The following is a 15,348-nucleotide window of genomic DNA, read 5'->3' as shown; positions in this document are numbered from 1 at the left end:
GACGCCCCTACTCAGAAAGGCTTCACCCATGACGGAGGAGAAAGCGTGGGGAATCCGCTTCGAGAATGTCTCGGTGCGCTACCCCAACGGAACGCTGGCGCTTGACGATGTCTCCGTGGACATCGCTCCCGGCGAATTCGTCGCCATCGTCGGCCTGTCCGGCTCTGGCAAATCCACGTTCATCCGCAGCATCAACGGCCTCGTGCAACCGACATCCGGCAAGATTTTCGTCGGCGACCACGAGATTTCTGCGGCGAAGGGAGCGCAGCTGCGGAAGCTGCGCGGCCGCATCGGCATGATCTTCCAGGAGTTCAACCTGGCGGACCGCGCGAGCGTCTTCTCCAATGTCCTCGTCGGGCGCTTTTCTCACAATCCCAGCTGGCGCACCCTGTTGGGAATCTCTACCGCCGAGGACAAAGCAATCATCGCCGAAGCCCTCGACTCCGTAGGGCTCCTCGACAAGGCGTGGAATAAGGCCGGCGCCTTATCAGGCGGCCAGAAGCAGCGCGTGGCCATCGCCCGCGCCCTGTCCCAGAAGCCGGCGATCATGCTGGCCGATGAACCCGTCGCCTCCCTAGACCCGCCCACTGCCCACTCCGTGATGAAGGATCTACGCCGCATCAATACCGAGCGGGACCTGACCACCCTGGTGAACCTGCACCTGGTGGATCTGGCGCAAGACTACGCCTCGCGCATCATCGGCATTCGCCACGGCAAGATAGTTTTCGATGGGCCCGCCGCGGGCTCCACCGTGGAGGATTTCGAAGCCATCTACGGCCGGCGCATCCGCGAGGAAGACCAGCTGGGAAGTCAGGAGAGCCGGGCATGACGGCGGTACTTCCCCCACGGCAGCGCAACTGGCCCGGCATCCTTGGCGGGCTGGCTGCTTTTCTCGCGCTCACCATCGCCACCTGCGTCCCCGCCTGGGGCGGAATCGAGATCGACTTTGGGCAGATCGCTCGCAACTGGCGCAACGGCGCCGACCGCTTGGCCCTGATGTTCAGCCCCGACTGGTCCATCCTCCCGCGCACGTGGGAGCCGATGCTTGAAACCCTCGCCATGGCCGTCGTCGGTGCCGCCATCTCCGCGGTCATCGCTCTGCCCCTATCCCTGTGGGCGGCGCGGCCCACCAACCCATCGACACCGTGGCGCTCGCTAGTGCGCGGCATCGTCAACGTTGTCCGCGCGGTGCCCGACTTGGTCTACGCCACCATCCTCGTGGCCATGCTCGGCGTCGGTGCCCTGCCCGGCATCATCACGCTGGTGCTCTTCGACGTCGGCATCGTGGTCAAGCTCGTCTCCGAAGCCATCGACTCCGCAGATGATTCTTATATGGAGGCCGGCCGCGCCGCCGGCGGCACGCAAACCCAGATCAACCGGGTTACTGCCCTGCCGCAGACCTGGCCGGTCTTTGCCAGCCAGGTGATCTACTCCCTCGAGCTCAACGTCCGCATCTCCGCGGTCCTCGGCCTCGTGGGCGCTGGTGGCATTGGCCTGCTGATCGACGAAGTCCGCGGCTTCTACCGCTATGACGCACTCTCCGCCATCGTGCTCGAGCTGCTCGTCGTGGTCATCGCCCTGGAGATCGTGTCCGTCAACCTGCGAAAGAGGCTGCGATGAGCACTGCACATGTACTTCCCTCCCGCTCCCGCAGCTGGGGAGTCTTCGCTGCGTGGGCCGGAATCCTTATGATTTTAGCGCTGTCCTTTGGCTACATTCGCGTTGATCTGACGGCTCTTAAAGATTTGCCCTCGAACATCTGGCACTACCTCGTGCTCATGTTCTCCAACCCGGACTGGTCCAAGCTGGGTGAGGCCCTCCTGCAGACCTGGCGCTCCGTGGCGATGGCCTGGATCGGCGCGCTGCTCGGCGTGTTCCTCTCCACCATCCTCGGTGTCCTAGCTGCCAATACGGTCTCCCCGGGGTGGGTATGCCTACCACTTCGCGCGCTGTTTGCCATCATCCGCGCGGTACCGGAGATCATCATCGCCATCATTATCCTCACCGTCACCGGGTTAACCCCGTTTACGGGCGCGCTAGCTCTGGCCATCGGCGGCATCGGCACGCACGCGAAGTGGACCTATGAGGCCATTGAAACCGCACCGACTGGCCCGGCCGACGCGGTCAAGGCAGCCGGCGGCAGCCTGGCAGAAATGGTGCGCTGGGGAACCTGGCCCATTGTCCAACCGGAGCTGGCTTCGCTCGCGCTCTACCGTTTTGAGATCAACGTGCGTACCTCCGCGGTCCTCGGCCTCATCGGCGTGGGAGGCATCGGTGACATGCTCACCGGCTATACGCAGTACCGCCAGTGGGACGTCGTCGGCGTCCTGCTCATCGTGGTCATCGTCATCACCATGTCCATCGACGCCATCTCCGGCGCTATCCGCCGCCGCATCGTGGCCGCCAAATTCACCTGATAGATACCCCTATGACTGATTCCGCCCCACTCTCCGCGCATATCACCACGCGCATGCCGAGCCTGCAGCCCATCGAACAACGCGTGGCCCAGGCAATCCTCGAAGACATGGACTTCGTCCTGCACGCCACTGCGGACCAGCTGGCGGCCAAGGTAGGCACGTCCCGTACCTCCGTCATCCGCACCGCGAAAGCGCTGGGCTACGACGGGTACCAGCAGTTGCGTGTGGCGCTCACGCAGGAGATTGCGCAGCGCCCCACCCCGCCGGCGGGTGCCGATTCCACCCACGTCGGCCGCATGAGTACCGAGATTGCCTCCTTCAGCAACTACCTGCATGGGCTTACTTCCCTGCTCAACGAGGATGAGCTAGCCGCGACAGTAGAGGCAGTAGCGCAGGCCAAGCGTGTTCTCCTCGTGGGCAATGGCCTCTCTGCTCCCTTGGCGCAGACCATGGCGCTGCGCCTCACAAGCATCGGGCGCCCAGCCGAGTTCGTGGCGGAGGCCATGGGCCAGCACATCGCGGCGACGCAACTAGACGCAGAGTGCGTGTGCCTCGTCGTTTCCGGTTCAGGGTCGACCACGCTCACGCTCAAAGCCGCGACCGCAGCCTTCGAGGCGGGCGCGAAGCTCATCGCGCTGACCTCGTTTACCTCCTCGCCCTTGGCGGAGCTCGCCTCCTACACGCTGGTCATCCCCTCCCCGGATGGGACATTTCGTGCAGAGCTGCAGGATGCCTCGCGCGTTGCTTTTCTGCTGGTGCTTGAAGCACTCGTGACGCTGGTGGATTCCCACCTCGATGATTCCGCGGCACGGCGCACGGTGCTCTCCGTGCTCCAATCGGCGATGGAAGATTAATTTCCCAGGTAGGCGTAGGCCGCGGCGATGAGCGCCTGCGTCGCGGTGCTGAGCGTCGGCTGCAGCTCCGGTGCAAAGCGCGGATTGTGGTTCGGGATGGACACGCCGTCCGTGCGGCCACCGAAGCCCCAAAAGCAATAGGGAGCGCCGAAGGCATCGGGGATCCTCGAGAAATCCTCCGATGCGGTCCACGGTTCCATGTCGAGGACGTTGTCGCTTCCGAGGACGTCGACAAGCTGCGCGCGCACCTTGTTCGTGACTTCCTCATCGTTGACAGTGAGCGGGTAATTATCGCTTTCGGTGATCTCCGGCTCACGTGGGGATATCGCTGCCTGGCACTCGGCGTTGACGATCCGGTGGATGGCCTCAACGATTTGCTCTCGAATCTCCTCGCTATAGGCGCGGACATTGATGCGCAGGGTGGCCGAATCCGGGATGATATTGGCCTTCGACCCCGCTTGCAGCGCGCCGACGGTCAGTACGGCGAACTGGTGAGGATCGACTTCGCGGGACACGACGGTCTGCAGCCGCAACACGATGGAGCTGGCCAAGACGACTGGATCGACGCTGAGGTGCGGCATCGAGCCATGGGAACCGTGACCATAGACGGTGACCGTGAGTGAGGTCGCTGTCGACAAGACCGGGCCGGGCGCAATCAGTACCGTGCCGGCCGGGGCGTTTTTATCAATAAAAATGTGCTGGCCAAAGGCCACGTCAGGCGTGGGGACTTTGCCGGTAAGTCCCGCGTCCACCATGGATTGTGCACCCTCCGCGGTTTCCTCGCCCGGTTGGAAGAGCGCGATAAACGTGCCAGACCAAGAGTCGGTCGCTGTTGCCAGAGCTTCGGTAGCGCCAAGCAAGGCGGTCACGTGGGTGTCGTGGCCACAGGCATGCATAACCTCGCCCGTGGCCGAGTAGTCCAAGCCAGTGTCTTCAGTGACGGGCAGGCCGTCGAAGTCGGCGCGCTCTAAAACCGTCGAACCCTCACCGTTGCGGAGGATGCCGACGACTCCCCCGCCGAATTCAAGCACCTCAACCCCTGGAAACTTCCGGAGCTGGCCCGCAATGACGCCGCGGGTGCGCTCCTCCTCCATGCTGAGCTCAGGATGCTGGTGCAGATCCTTGTAAAGCGTCTCTTGCCACTGCGTGGCCTTAGCTGCGCGGTCTAGGATGTGGGCGATACTCATGCCCACAGCCTACGCGCTATGAGCGCACGAGTTAGCCGCCGATCTTGAAATCGCAGACGTCGCCATCCTGCATGATGTATTCCTTGCCCTCCTGGCGCACCTTGCCGGCGTTACGGGCTTCCGCCATGGAGCCAGCAGCATCAAGGTCGTCGAAGGAGACGATTTCTGCCTTGATGAACTTCTTCTCAAAGTCGGTGTGAATGACACCCGCGGCCTGCGGTGCCGCAGACCCCTGCCTGATGGTCCACGCGCGGGCTTCCTTCGGGCCAGCGGTCAGGTAGGTCTGCAGGCCGAGGGTGGCGAAGCCGGCCTTGGCCAACGTCGCCAAGCCTGGCTCTTCCTGGCCGACAGACTCCAGCAATTCCAGAGCCTCTGCCTCGTCGAGCTCAAGGAGCTCGGTTTCAGTCTGGGCATCGAGGAAGACGCACTCCGCCGGGGCTACGAGCTGGCGCAGCTCCTCCTTCTTGGCCTCATCAGTGAGGACAGCCTCGTCCGAGTTGAAGACATAAAGGAAAGGCTTCGCGGTCATGAGGTGCAGCTCGCGCAGCAAGGACAAATCAATCTCATTGTTCTTGGACGCCGCGAAGAGGGTACGGTCATCCTCCAAGATGGCCTGGGCCTTCTTGGTCTCCTCCACGGTTTCTGCCAGATCCTTGTTCTTGCGCGCTTCCTTTTCCAAACGCGGCAAAGCCTTCTCGATGGTCTGGAGGTCCGCAAGGATGAGCTCGGTGTTAATGACGGAAATATCGTGCGCCGGGTTAACCTCGCCGTCGACGTGGATAACGTTCTCATCAGCGAAGGCACGCACCACCTGGCAGATGGCATCGGCTTCACGGATGTTGGCAAGGAAGGCGTTGCCCATTCCCTCACCCTTGGAAGCGCCCTCGACAATGCCGGCGATGTCCACGAAGGACACGGTGGCCGGAAGGATGCGCTCGGAGCTGAAGATTTCCGCGAGGCGGTTCAGGCGGGAATCGGGAAGCTCCACTAGTCCGACATTGGGCTCGATGGTGGCAAACGGATAGTTCGCTGCCAAGATATCGGAACGGGTCAGGGCATTAAACAAAGTGGACTTGCCCACATTGGGCAGGCCGACGATTCCAAGTGTAAGACTCACGGGGCCAATCCTAACGCACCCCGGATCTTTTAAGGCAAGATGGTGGGGTGAGTTCTGATCAGCCATCCCCCAATGCATCCTCGCCTGAGCTCGCCGCCGCTGAGGCAGCGCTCGGCGGACGCTTCGATGATTCCGTCGACGCCGCTTCGCTGAACGCAGTCTCGCCGCACCCACCAGGCAACCAAGTGGATCGCTCCGTGGTGGTCGGCGAGGTCATCAAGTCCGCATCGCTGTGGGCACTGCGCCTGACCATTATTGGGCTATTCCTCTATGCCTCATTCCGCATGCTGGGCAACTTCTGGCGTGGCATTTTGCCGGTTCTCATTGCTCTCATCATCTGCACTGTGCTTGCCCCTGTTGCGAGCGCCATGCGGCGCAAGGGGTTGCCGTCGGCCCTGGCTGCGGCAGTGACCATCCTCGTGTCTTTTACTGCGGTGGGCTCGCTTTTCATGTTCATTGCTCCGGACTTTGCACGGCAATCCCAAACGCTGTACCTGCAAACTGCGGAAGGCATTCAGCGCCTGCAGCTATGGGCACAGGGTCCACCGCTCAACCTCGATCCGGATGAGATCGGCCAATACATCGATGAGATCGCCCTGTGGCTGCAGCGCCAGGCCGGCTCAATTGCGGGTTCCGTGTTCACAGGAATTGGCACGGCGACCTCCATCGTGGTCACGCTCTTCATCATCGTGGTGCTGACCTTCTTCTTCCTTAAAGATGGCCACAACTTCCTCCCCTGGTTGCGACAGGCCACGGGCCGCCGGACCGGCTGGCACCTCACTGAGCTGCTCACCCGTGTGTGGACCACGCTGGGCGGTTTCGTGCGGGCGCAGGCGGTGGTCTCGCTTGTCGACGCCATCTTCATCGGCCTCGGCCTCGCCCTCATCGGGGTGCCTTTGGCCATGGCGCTGGCCATCATCACCTTCATCGCCGGCTTTATCCCCTTTGTGGGCGCGATCGTGGCTGGTGCGCTATCCGTGACCATCGCGCTGGTCTCCTTGGGCTTTACCAAAGCACTGCTCGTTCTTGGCTTGGTCCTTTTAGTTCAGCAGCTTGAGGGCAACGTACTCTCCCCGTGGCTGCAATCGAAGGCCATGAACCTGCACCCGGTCATCGTGTTGATTTCTGTGACTGTAGGTTCCGCGCTCTTCGGCCTCGTCGGCGGCTTCCTCGCCGTTCCGGCGGCGGCGACCATCGCGGTGGTCTACCGCTACTTCCAAGACATGATGATGCTCCAATCCGGCGAGAGGACCGCCGAAGACTTGGAATTCTCAACGGTCGCCGGTTTCCTCATCGGGCGCTACACACAGCAGCAGGGCGACCGGAAGCGCGAGCAGTGGCTGTCCATCCCGGACCACGCCGCACCCGAAGGCGCTGCGGAAGATGTAGCCCACGACGGCACAAGCCCGCTGGACCAAAAGATCGATGTCGACGTTGACGCAGACTTCAGTGAACGAGATAGCGGTGCCCGAGCGGGAATCAAGCGAGCGATTGGCGCTCTCGAACAGATTTTGCAATCAAAAGACAAGAGCTAAGCCTCCGTGTCCGGGGAGCGTGCCATGATGACAGGCATGACGTCTTCCCTTCCCGTAGTGCTCTTGTTCCTCGGCCTCATCATCGGGGCCGCTCTGGGCTGGCTGGCCCGCGCCTATTCCGCACAGTCCGCCCAGCCATCAGAGGAACACCGTGCACTTCAAGAGTCTCAACGCCGCCAAGCAGAACTCGCCCCTCTAGAGAAGGCCATGGACCGTTTGGGCCTCCAGCTCCAAGAAATCGAGGAGGATCGGGCGACATCGCTCGCAGCACTCAGCAGCCAAGTACAAGCGGTGACCCGCACGTCGACACGCCTGTCTGACCGCACGGACAAGCTGGTCGGCGCACTGCGTTCCCCGAATGTTCGGGGACGCTGGGGCGAAGTGCAGCTCGAGCGCGTCGTCGAGCTCGGCGGTATGCGCAAACACGTGGATTTTGATTCACAGGTGAACGCCCGCATCAATGGCTCGCTCGTCCGCCCCGATCTTGTCGTTCACTTGGCCGGCGGGCGCAGCATTATCGTGGACGCCAAGGTACCGCTCAGCGCCTACCTCGATGCGATGGAGACTGAAGACCCGGAGGAGCGGGCTGGATACCTACGCCGCCATGCGCACCTCATGCGTTCCCACGTGCAGGCACTGGCGTCGAAGGACTATATCGAGGCCTTCTCCCCCACACCACAATTTGTGATCCTCTTTGTCCCCGCTGACACCTTCGTGGACGCGGCCTTGTCTATCGACGCTGAATTGCTCGAGTTCGCCTTCGAGCGCAACATCGTCATCGCTACCCCGAGCACCCTTTTCGCGCTCTTACGTACCGTTGCGGTGAGCTGGCAGCACGAAGAGATCTCGGATAAAGCCCGCGAGGTCCAGCGCCTGGGCCGCGAGCTTTACACCCGGCTCAACACCCTTAACGAGCACTACGACAAGGTGGGCCGCGGGCTGGAGCGCACGGTCGAGGCCTATAACGCAAGCCTGGCTAGTTTGGATTCGCGCGTTTCGGTCACTGCACGGCGGCTCAAAGAATTGGACGTCCCCGCCCGCGTCGACCGTCTGCCCGTGGAGCCGCGCCGTGTCGGTTCTTGGCCGCGGCGCGCCCAGAATGAATAACGGTTTGGCCAACATTCCCGGTAAGCTCTCTGGGCGTGTCAGTTGCCAAAAATCGTCGCCGCCCTCCCCGCCGCGGGATGCCGCTTACCCGAGCGCTTCTCCTCGGGCTCGTCGTAGCGCTCGTGGCTTTGACGGTCTCAGGAGTGCTTGGCAGCGTGGGTCTGCCGTTCGCCCTGATTTTTGGACTGGGATCGCTCGCCGTCACCTGGCTGGTTGAAACCCGCGGGCTCTACATGCTGGTAATTTCATTGCCCCTGCTCTACGCGCTGGGAACCGTGGGCGGTGGCTTCATCAGTTCCACGTCAGCCTTGTCAGAAGGCGCGTCGCCGTTTTCTAAGACCGCGCTTCTCACCACGGCCTTCCCGCTGCTGCAGCACTTCCCCGTACTTATTGTCACAGTAATTGCCTGCGCGCTACTCGCAGTCCTGCGACTGTGGCGCAGCGACAATCGCGCGAAGAGCCGTGAGGCCAAAGCCCAGGAAAAGCGCCGCACCGACGCAGCTTCCGACCTTCGAAACCGCTCCGAGCGTCTTTCCGTAGCCGAGCTCCTTGCTCGTGAAGCCACAGGCTCCGGCCGAGTCCGGGAGCGCGACCGCGAAGAACGCCGCCGTATTCAGGCCGAGGAGCGCGAACAGCGCAAACAAGCCTCCCCCGACGCAGATGAGCGGGAGGAATTCCGCCGTGCCGCCGCTGAATCGGCAGAGAATGCGCGGCGCGCACGGGAGCACTCCCAGCGGTCCTCCCAGCCGCTGGAAGAGAATCTCTACGACGAGGATTAACGCGCGGTGCGTGCCGGACGCAGATCGCGCGGCAAGGAGAACGTGATAGTCTCCGTGGAGGTAGTCACCTGCTCAACGTCGTGGTAGCCACGCTCGTCCAGGAATTCCAGTACCTCACGGACCAGCAGTTCAGGCACGGATGCGCCACACGTCACGCCGACGGTGTTCACGCCCTCCAGCCAAGCTTCTTCGATCTCCGAAGCGAAGTCTACGAGGTGCGAGGCCTTAGAGCCTGCTTCTAGGGCGACCTCGACGAGACGCTTGGAGTTGGAGGAATTCTGGGACCCGACGACGATCATGAGATCACACTTCGGGGCAATGGCCTTCACCGATTCCTGACGGTTCTGAGTGGCGTAGCAGATATCATCTGATGGCGGATTCTCCAGGTGTGGAAAGCGCTCACGCAACTTATTGACGATCTGAATGGTTTCATCAACCGACAACGTGGTTTGCGACAACCAGATGAGTTTCTCATCGTGGAGGAAATCCGGCAGCTTGTCGACGCCGTCCAAGCCATCTACCAAGTGGGTAACCTCTGGGGCCTCACCGGCGGTGCCTTCGACCTCTTCGTGGCCCTCGTGGCCGACGAGCAAGATGTGATAGCCATCGCGCTCAAAGCGCTGTGCTTCCTTGTGCACCTTGGTCACCAGCGGGCACGTTGCGTCCAGCGTTAGCTGCTTGCGTTCCTCCGCTTCCTTGCGCACCGTCGGCGCAATGCCGTGTGCAGAAAATACAAGGTGAGCGCCTTCAGGGGCTTCGGAAGCCTCCTCCACAAAGATGACACCACGCTTAGCCAGGGATTCAACAACGAAGCGGTTGTGCACGATTTGCTTGCGCACGTAGATAGGGGCGCCGTATTTCTCCAACGCCTTTTCCACTGTCTCAACAGCACGGTCCACGCCGGCGCAATAGCCGCGGGGAGCCGCCAGGAGCACCTTCTTTGCAGTTTCAGTCATGGCTCCCAGAGTATCGAAAGTCGCGCGCATACTGTAGTTACAGCTTGCCAGGCTTGGCCGGTAGCACCAGATGTCCGGCACGCCTCTTACACTGGACGGAACATACCCGAGAGACTAGACCACTCAAGAGAAAGGACTGCGCGTGAACCAACCGGCCAATTCTGCGGAAACGCCGTGGCCCGTCGGCAAGGTCAATGACCAAGTCAAAGGCTGGATCGAGCGCCTCGGTTTCCTCTGGGTGGAGGGGCAGATCACCCAGCTGAACATGAAGCCAACATGGAAGCTCTCCTACATCACGTTGCGTGATGTCGAACAGGAAAAATCTGTTCAGTTGACATGTAACACCTCGCTCATCCGCAATGCCCCCTCACCGCTCAAGGATGGCGACCGCGTCGTGGTCTACGGCAAGCCCGCCTTCTACGCCGGACGCGGAAGTTTTTCCCTGTGGGTCACGGAGATCCGCCACGTCGGTATTGGTGACCTTCTTGCTCGGGTAGAGATGCTGCGCCAGCGGCTGCGTCAGGAGGGCCTGTGCGACGCTTCCCGTAAGCTGCCGCTTCCCTATCTACCGAAGAAGATTGGCCTCATCACCGGCCGCGGGTCCCATGCCGAGCGCGATGTGCTCTCCGTAGCGCAGGATCGTTGGCCAGCGGTTCAGTTCGAAGTCATTAACACTGCTGTCCAGGGAGCCACTGCCGTTACCCAGGTGATTGACGCGCTCCGGACTCTCGACGCGAACCCGGAAGTCGATGTCATCATCATCGCCCGCGGCGGTGGTTCAGTGGAAGATCTGCTTCCCTTCTCCGAGGAGGCGCTCCAGCGCGCTGTGGCAGACGCCCGCACTCCGGTTGTCTCCGCCATCGGACACGAACCGGACCACCCGGTGCTCGATGATGTCGCCGATCTGCGCGCCGCCACGCCCACCGATGCGGCCAAGCGCGTCGTTCCTTCCGCCGCCGAAGAGTATGCGCTGATCTCTGAAGCCCGCTCGCGCATGGCGGCAGCGCTGCGCGGCTGGGTGGACAGGGAACGCCGCGGCCTCGAGAGCATCCGCTCCCGCCCGGTCCTCGCCGATCCCATGGTGCCGATCAACGCGCGCCGCGAGGAACTTGAGCGCAACCTCGCGCTGATTCGCCGGGTAGTTACGCACCGGTTGGATCGCGAAAGTAACCAGGTAGCCTCGTTGCGTGCTCGCGTCTCAGCCTTGGGCCCCTCGGCCACACTTGAACGGGGCTACGCCATCGTTCAGGTGCTGCCTCGCGACGGTAGCGGACCAGAGGTTGTCACCAGCTATGCGCAGTCTCCCCCGGGATCGCAGCTGCGCATCCGCGTTGGCGATGGTTCGATTACCGCCGCCGCAATGGCCTCCCAGGCCGCAGATTAAAACGATTTATTAGAGCACAAGAGAAAAGGAATTGACCCCATGACTGACACAATTGGTGCCGGCCAACCCGGCCAGGACGCGTTCCCACCGGTAGAAGAACTGAGCTATGAACAAGCCCGCGATGAACTCATTGAGACCGTAAAGATCCTCGAGCTGGGCCAGATGGGCTTGGACGAGTCTCTTAAATACTGGGAGCGTGGCGAGGCCCTAGCAAAAGCTTGCGAGGCGCACCTCGACGGCGCATCGAAGCGCGTAGAGGAAGCCCTCCGCAAGAATACTGAGGGCACCGATAGCGCAGCCACCAATGCAGAAGCAGGAGAGGATTAAATGAAAATTTACGGCTACCCGGGAGATCGCGTCGATTTCGTCTCCAAGTCGGGCGGAGCGGGATCCATGGTCTTTGGGGATTCACGCCAGCTCGTCGAGGAGTTTTTCGGCCCGCCGCACACCGTGAGCGGAGAGGAAATCAGCTATTTCTCCGGCTCCATCGTCCTGCGTTTTAGCGCTGATAAACTCGTCGAAATTGCACTCTTCCCCGGCAAGTCCCAACACGAAAAGGTCGATGTCTACCTGGGCAAGACGCGCCTGAGTGGGCTCGACCCGGAGTCTCTCACCAGTGCCGCCGGCGATGCCGTCGAGGTGGAGTGGGATGAAACGCTGCAGAGCGTGACGTTCCGCTAACTATTTACTCGCTGACGACGCTGCCATCCTCAGCAATTTGGAGCGGCTCAGCTTCCGCGAAGGCGGTGAGGGCCGTCTCATAATCAGCGTCGGAGGCAGAGCCCGTAAGAACGAGGCGGGCATCGCCCAAGTCAGTAATCCACAGTGGACGCACATCTTTGTCGTCACTGCTCAGGATTTCCACGTCGTGGCCCGCCACCTCACGCCGCTCGGAGTTGCCACGATAGTTGGAGTCGTAGGCCGAGGGGACATCGCCAAGCGCCAACTGCGTCTGCGCCGATTCCACGTAGCCTTCCTCGGCGGTAAGCCAGCTCACCACGGCACCGGATTCGCCGCCCATCTCCTTACGCCGTGCGGCCGTAGGCTGCCAGCCCTCCGGCATGACGGGCTCCCTGATGACGGCCCCGGTGCCGCGCGCCTCCATTTCCAGAAACGTAGCGGCATCCACGTTCTGCACGGGCCCCGGCTTTTCCGGGTTGATCGAGCACAGTCCCGTTGCTCCAACCGCCAGGAACATCATGATGAGGATGACGCCCACCGTCAGGGTGATATCACGCGCGTCCTCAAAAATCTTAGGTTTATCTTCAGATGCCACCCGCCCAGTATGTCACGCCGCCTCCCGCGCTCGCGACAGCGACCTCCCACCTGCCCTTTTGGTAGCCAACTTGACTGAGACCCTCTTCTGGGGGAGGCATTCGGGCTTGGATACGAGGGAAAAGTGGAAGAATGGAATATGTATTCCGGGTTGTCCCCCACCCCGGGCCGAGCCACCTGAAAAGAAAGGGACTAATCACACATGTCTGATAACACGTCTTATATCCCCGATCGCAACCTAGCCATGGAGCTGGTGCGTGTCACTGAGGCAGCAGCACTCGCCTCGGGTCGCTGGGTTGGCCGTGGACAGAAGAATGAAGGTGACGGCGCCGCGGTGGATGCTATGCGCAAGCTCATCAACTCCGTAGAGATGAACGGCATCGTCGTCATCGGTGAGGGCGAAAAGGATGAAGCCCCCATGCTGTTCAACGGAGAAAAAGTCGGCACCGGCCAGGGTGCAGAGATGGACATCGCCGTCGACCCGGTTGACGGCACCCGTCTTATGGCAGAAGGCCGCCCGAACGCTATTTCCGTCATCGCTGCTGCTGAGCGCGGCACCATGTATGACCCATCCGCAGTGTTCTATATGAAGAAGATTGCTGTCGGCCCAGAGGCTGTTGGCTCAATCGATCTCAATGAGTCCGTGGAGTGGAACATCAAATCCGTGGCCAAGGCCAAGGGCATCAAGCCAGCTGACCTGACCGTCGTCGTACTCGACCGCCCGCGCCACGATGACCTTATCCGCCAGATCCGTGAAGCAGGCGCCAAGGTTCGCCTCATCATGGATGGTGACGTCGCCGGCGCCATCGCCACCTGCCAGGACACCAACTCCATCGATATGATGATGGGTATCGGTGGCACCCCAGAGGGCATCATCACCGCATGTGCCATGAAGTGTATGGGTGGTGAAATCCAAGGCAAGCTGTGGCCTAAAGATGAAGCAGAGGCAGAGAAGGCACGCAAAGCCAGACACGACCTTGATCGCGTCCTCACCACCAACGATCTGGTCTCTTCTGAAAACTGCTACTTCGCCGCAACCGGCGTTACCAATGGCGACATGCTCCGCGGCGTGTCCTACCGCCCCAACGGCGCCACGACCCGTTCTCTGGTCATGCGCTCCAAGTCCGGCACGATCCGCTACGTCGATTCCATCCATAAGCTGGCTAAGCTGCAGGAATACTCCGTGGTGGACTACACCAACCCCCACGATAAGGAAAGCTAATCCACTTTCCTGCGAAGAGTGCTACGGTGGCCATCAATGCCGTGCCACGGCACACATAAAGAACTCTACAATTCTCATCTCACAGAAAAGGTGACTTCATGACTGAATACCGCATCGAACACGACACTATGGGCGAAGTCAAGGTTCCGGTCGACGCCCTGTGGCGTGCCCAAACCCAGCGCGCTGTGGAAAACTTCCCCATTTCTGGCCGTGGCCTTGAAGCTGCCCAGATCCGCGCACTCGGTCTTCTCAAGGCCGCCTGCGCTCAGGTGAATAAGGATTCCGGCAAGCTGGATGCGGAGAAGGCCGACGCTATCATTGCGGCAGCCACCGAGATTGCAGAAGGCAAGCACAACGATGCCTTCCCGATCGATGTCTTCCAGACCGGCTCCGGTACCTCTTCCAACATGAACACGAACGAGGTCATCGCTTCCATCGCCCACAACAATGGCGTGGAGATTCACCCGAATGACCACGTGAACATGGGCCAGTCCTCCAACGACACCTTCCCCACCGCAACCCACGTTGCGGCGACCGAGGCTGCCGTCAACGACCTCATCCCGGGCCTCAAGGTCCTCCACGAATCCCTCGTGGCTAAGGCCAAGGAATTCGCCGACATGGTCAAGTCCGGACGCACCCACCTGATGGACGCCACCCCAATCACCCTGGGCCAGGAGTTTGGCGGCTACGCTCGCCAGATCGAGCTCGGCATTGAGCGCATTGAGGCAACCCTGCCGCGCTTGGGTGAGCTGGCCATCGGCGGCACCGCAACCGGTACCGGCCTGAACACTTCCGCTGACTTCGGCGGCAAGGTTACCGAGGAGCTCAAGAAGCTCACCGGCGTCAAGGAGCTGTCTGAGGCTAAGAACCACTTTGAGGCCCAGGCCGCTCGCGACGCCTTGGTGGAGTTCTCCGGCGCTATGCGCACCGTGGCTGTCTCCCTCAACAAGATTGCCAACGACATCCGTCTCATGGGCTCCGGCCCGTTGACCGGTTTGTCCGAGATCCACTTGAAGGACCTGCAACCGGGCTCCTCCATCATGCCGGGCAAGGTCAACCCGGTTCTGTGTGAGGCCGCCACCATGGTCGCTGGCCAGGTTATCGGTAACGACGCAGCCGTTGCCTTCGGCGGCTCCAACGGCCACTTCGAGCTCAATGTCTACATCCCGATGATGGCTCGCAACGTTCTCGAGTCGGCCCGCCTGCTGGCCAACGTCTCCCGCGTTTTCGCTGAGAAGTGCGTTGACGGCATCGAGGCCAACGAGGAGCGCATGAAGAAGTTTGCGGAGTCCTCCACCTCCATCGTGACCCCGCTGAACTCCAAGATTGGCTACGAGAACGCAGCCAAGGCAGCTAAGCACGCACTGCACGAGAAGATCACTGTCCGCGAGGCAGTCATCGACTTGGGCTTCGTCGACGGAGAGAACCTCACTGAGGAGGAGCTCGATGAGCGCCTCAACGTTCTCACCATGACCAACCGCGACCGCGACAACTTCTAAGCTCGCTTTCGCGAAC

At 61.5% G+C, this 15,348-nt stretch carries 16 protein-coding genes; 12 read left to right on the top strand and 4 right to left on the bottom strand.

The window, feature by feature from the left end:
- Nucleotides 1–28: 28 nt before the first annotated feature.
- The 4 genes from phnC to R3O64_RS04890 are packed head-to-tail and all read left to right on the top strand — an operon-like array spanning nucleotide 29 to nucleotide 3,271.
- Nucleotides 29–829 (top strand): phosphonate ABC transporter ATP-binding protein, encoded by an 801-nt coding sequence (phnC, locus tag R3O64_RS04905; protein ID WP_167595798.1) that lies wholly within the window; start codon nucleotides 29–31, stop codon nucleotides 827–829.
- The gene (gene phnE / locus R3O64_RS04900) at nucleotides 826–1,620 is read left to right on the top strand and encodes a phosphonate ABC transporter, permease protein PhnE (RefSeq protein WP_046649249.1); all 795 of its coding nucleotides are present in this window, start codon (nucleotides 826–828) and stop codon (nucleotides 1,618–1,620) included. The genes phnC and phnE (R3O64_RS04900) overlap by 4 nt, the downstream gene beginning before the upstream one ends.
- Nucleotides 1,617–2,417 (top strand): phosphonate ABC transporter, permease protein PhnE, encoded by an 801-nt coding sequence (gene phnE, locus R3O64_RS04895; RefSeq protein ID WP_070530510.1) that lies wholly within the window; start codon nucleotides 1,617–1,619, stop codon nucleotides 2,415–2,417. The genes phnE (R3O64_RS04900) and phnE (R3O64_RS04895) overlap by 4 nt, the downstream gene beginning before the upstream one ends.
- A gap of 11 nt (nucleotides 2,418–2,428) precedes the next feature.
- Nucleotides 2,429–3,271 carry a MurR/RpiR family transcriptional regulator gene (locus R3O64_RS04890; RefSeq protein ID WP_070530512.1) on the top strand — a complete coding sequence of 281 codons (843 nt, stop codon included), beginning with the start codon at nucleotides 2,429–2,431 and terminating at the stop codon, nucleotides 3,269–3,271.
- Here the strand turns inward: R3O64_RS04890 and R3O64_RS04885 are convergent.
- Together R3O64_RS04885 and ychF are read right to left on the bottom strand one after the other, a co-directional pair.
- Entirely contained in the window at nucleotides 3,268–4,458 is a 1,191-nt protein-coding gene (locus tag R3O64_RS04885; protein ID WP_143335283.1) for an amidohydrolase, read from the bottom strand. The genes R3O64_RS04890 and R3O64_RS04885 overlap by 4 nt on opposite strands.
- 31 nt (nucleotides 4,459–4,489) lie before the next feature.
- A complete protein-coding gene (ychF, locus tag R3O64_RS04880; protein WP_070523989.1) occupies nucleotides 4,490–5,575 on the bottom strand; it encodes a redox-regulated ATPase YchF in 1,086 nt (361 codons plus the stop codon).
- A 47-nt stretch (nucleotides 5,576–5,622) separates the two neighbouring features.
- On the opposite strand from ychF, the gene R3O64_RS04875 reads away from it, so the two are divergent.
- The 3 genes from R3O64_RS04875 to R3O64_RS04865 are packed head-to-tail and all read left to right on the top strand — an operon-like array spanning nucleotide 5,623 to nucleotide 8,996.
- Nucleotides 5,623–7,110: an AI-2E family transporter gene (locus R3O64_RS04875; protein WP_070523987.1), complete on the top strand. Its 1,488-nt coding sequence runs from the start codon at nucleotides 5,623–5,625 to the stop codon at nucleotides 7,108–7,110.
- A gap of 36 nt (nucleotides 7,111–7,146) precedes the next feature.
- Entirely contained in the window at nucleotides 7,147–8,217 is a 1,071-nt protein-coding gene (locus R3O64_RS04870; protein WP_339017410.1) for a DNA recombination protein RmuC, read from the top strand.
- Between the two features lie 35 nt (nucleotides 8,218–8,252).
- A complete protein-coding gene (locus tag R3O64_RS04865; RefSeq protein WP_339017409.1) occupies nucleotides 8,253–8,996 on the top strand; it encodes a DUF6542 domain-containing protein in 744 nt (247 codons plus the stop codon).
- Here R3O64_RS04865 and R3O64_RS04860 read toward each other — a convergent pair.
- Complete coding sequence (locus R3O64_RS04860) at nucleotides 8,993–9,952, bottom strand: 4-hydroxy-3-methylbut-2-enyl diphosphate reductase (protein ID WP_180952102.1); 960 nt, start codon at nucleotides 9,950–9,952, stop codon at nucleotides 8,993–8,995. The two genes, R3O64_RS04865 and R3O64_RS04860, sit on opposite strands and share 4 nt — an antisense overlap.
- Nucleotides 9,953–10,094: 142 nt before the next feature.
- Between R3O64_RS04860 and xseA the strand changes: the two genes are divergently transcribed.
- Genes xseA through R3O64_RS04845 form a run of 3 tightly spaced genes read left to right on the top strand, consistent with a single transcriptional unit; the run spans nucleotide 10,095 to nucleotide 12,017 of the window.
- Nucleotides 10,095–11,336, top strand: a complete 1,242-nt coding sequence (gene xseA, locus R3O64_RS04855) for an exodeoxyribonuclease VII large subunit (RefSeq protein WP_070523981.1) — start codon at nucleotides 10,095–10,097, stop codon at nucleotides 11,334–11,336.
- 39 nt (nucleotides 11,337–11,375) lie between these two features.
- A complete protein-coding gene (locus R3O64_RS04850) occupies nucleotides 11,376–11,663 on the top strand; it encodes an exodeoxyribonuclease VII small subunit (RefSeq protein WP_070523979.1) in 288 nt (95 codons plus the stop codon).
- Nucleotides 11,664–12,017, top strand: coding sequence for a hypothetical protein (locus tag R3O64_RS04845; RefSeq protein WP_070523977.1), 354 nt, complete (start codon nucleotides 11,664–11,666; stop codon nucleotides 12,015–12,017).
- A 4-nt stretch (nucleotides 12,018–12,021) separates the two neighbouring features.
- Here R3O64_RS04845 and R3O64_RS04840 read toward each other — a convergent pair whose 3' ends face one another.
- Complete coding sequence (locus R3O64_RS04840; protein WP_070562565.1) at nucleotides 12,022–12,612, bottom strand: DUF4245 domain-containing protein; 591 nt, start codon at nucleotides 12,610–12,612, stop codon at nucleotides 12,022–12,024.
- Between the two features lie 201 nt (nucleotides 12,613–12,813).
- Between R3O64_RS04840 and glpX the strand changes: the two genes are divergently transcribed.
- Both glpX and R3O64_RS04830 read left to right on the top strand, forming a co-directional pair.
- Nucleotides 12,814–13,833 (top strand): class II fructose-bisphosphatase, encoded by a 1,020-nt coding sequence (gene glpX / locus R3O64_RS04835; RefSeq protein WP_339017408.1) that lies wholly within the window; start codon nucleotides 12,814–12,816, stop codon nucleotides 13,831–13,833.
- A gap of 98 nt (nucleotides 13,834–13,931) precedes the next feature.
- Nucleotides 13,932–15,332: a class II fumarate hydratase gene (locus R3O64_RS04830; RefSeq protein WP_070530531.1), complete on the top strand. Its 1,401-nt coding sequence runs from the start codon at nucleotides 13,932–13,934 to the stop codon at nucleotides 15,330–15,332.
- The last annotated feature ends 16 nt before the right edge of the window (nucleotides 15,333–15,348 follow it).

Origin of the sequence: Corynebacterium hesseae, assembly GCF_037850265.1 — a bacterium.
Taxonomy (GTDB): domain Bacteria; phylum Actinomycetota; class Actinomycetes; order Mycobacteriales; family Mycobacteriaceae; genus Corynebacterium; species Corynebacterium hesseae.
This window is presented reverse-complemented; position numbering and strand designations above follow the sequence as displayed.

Coding starts and splice junctions, on each gene's coding strand:
- phnE (WP_070530510.1), top strand. CDS start 1,617: ATGAGCACTGCACATGTACTTCCCTCCCGCTCCCGCAGCTGGGGAGTC.
- R3O64_RS04860 (WP_180952102.1), bottom strand. CDS start 9,952: ATGACTGAAACTGCAAAGAAGGTGCTCCTGGCGGCTCCCCGCGGCTAT.
- phnC (WP_167595798.1), top strand. CDS start 29: ATGACGGAGGAGAAAGCGTGGGGAATCCGCTTCGAGAATGTCTCGGTG.
- glpX (WP_339017408.1), top strand. CDS start 12,814: ATGTCTGATAACACGTCTTATATCCCCGATCGCAACCTAGCCATGGAG.
- R3O64_RS04845 (WP_070523977.1), top strand. CDS start 11,664: ATGAAAATTTACGGCTACCCGGGAGATCGCGTCGATTTCGTCTCCAAG.
- R3O64_RS04830 (WP_070530531.1), top strand. CDS start 13,932: ATGACTGAATACCGCATCGAACACGACACTATGGGCGAAGTCAAGGTT.
- R3O64_RS04885 (WP_143335283.1), bottom strand. CDS start 4,458: ATGAGTATCGCCCACATCCTAGACCGCGCAGCTAAGGCCACGCAGTGG.
- R3O64_RS04890 (WP_070530512.1), top strand. CDS start 2,429: ATGACTGATTCCGCCCCACTCTCCGCGCATATCACCACGCGCATGCCG.
- phnE (WP_046649249.1), top strand. CDS start 826: ATGACGGCGGTACTTCCCCCACGGCAGCGCAACTGGCCCGGCATCCTT.
- R3O64_RS04870 (WP_339017410.1), top strand. CDS start 7,147: ATGACGTCTTCCCTTCCCGTAGTGCTCTTGTTCCTCGGCCTCATCATC.
- R3O64_RS04850 (WP_070523979.1), top strand. CDS start 11,376: ATGACTGACACAATTGGTGCCGGCCAACCCGGCCAGGACGCGTTCCCA.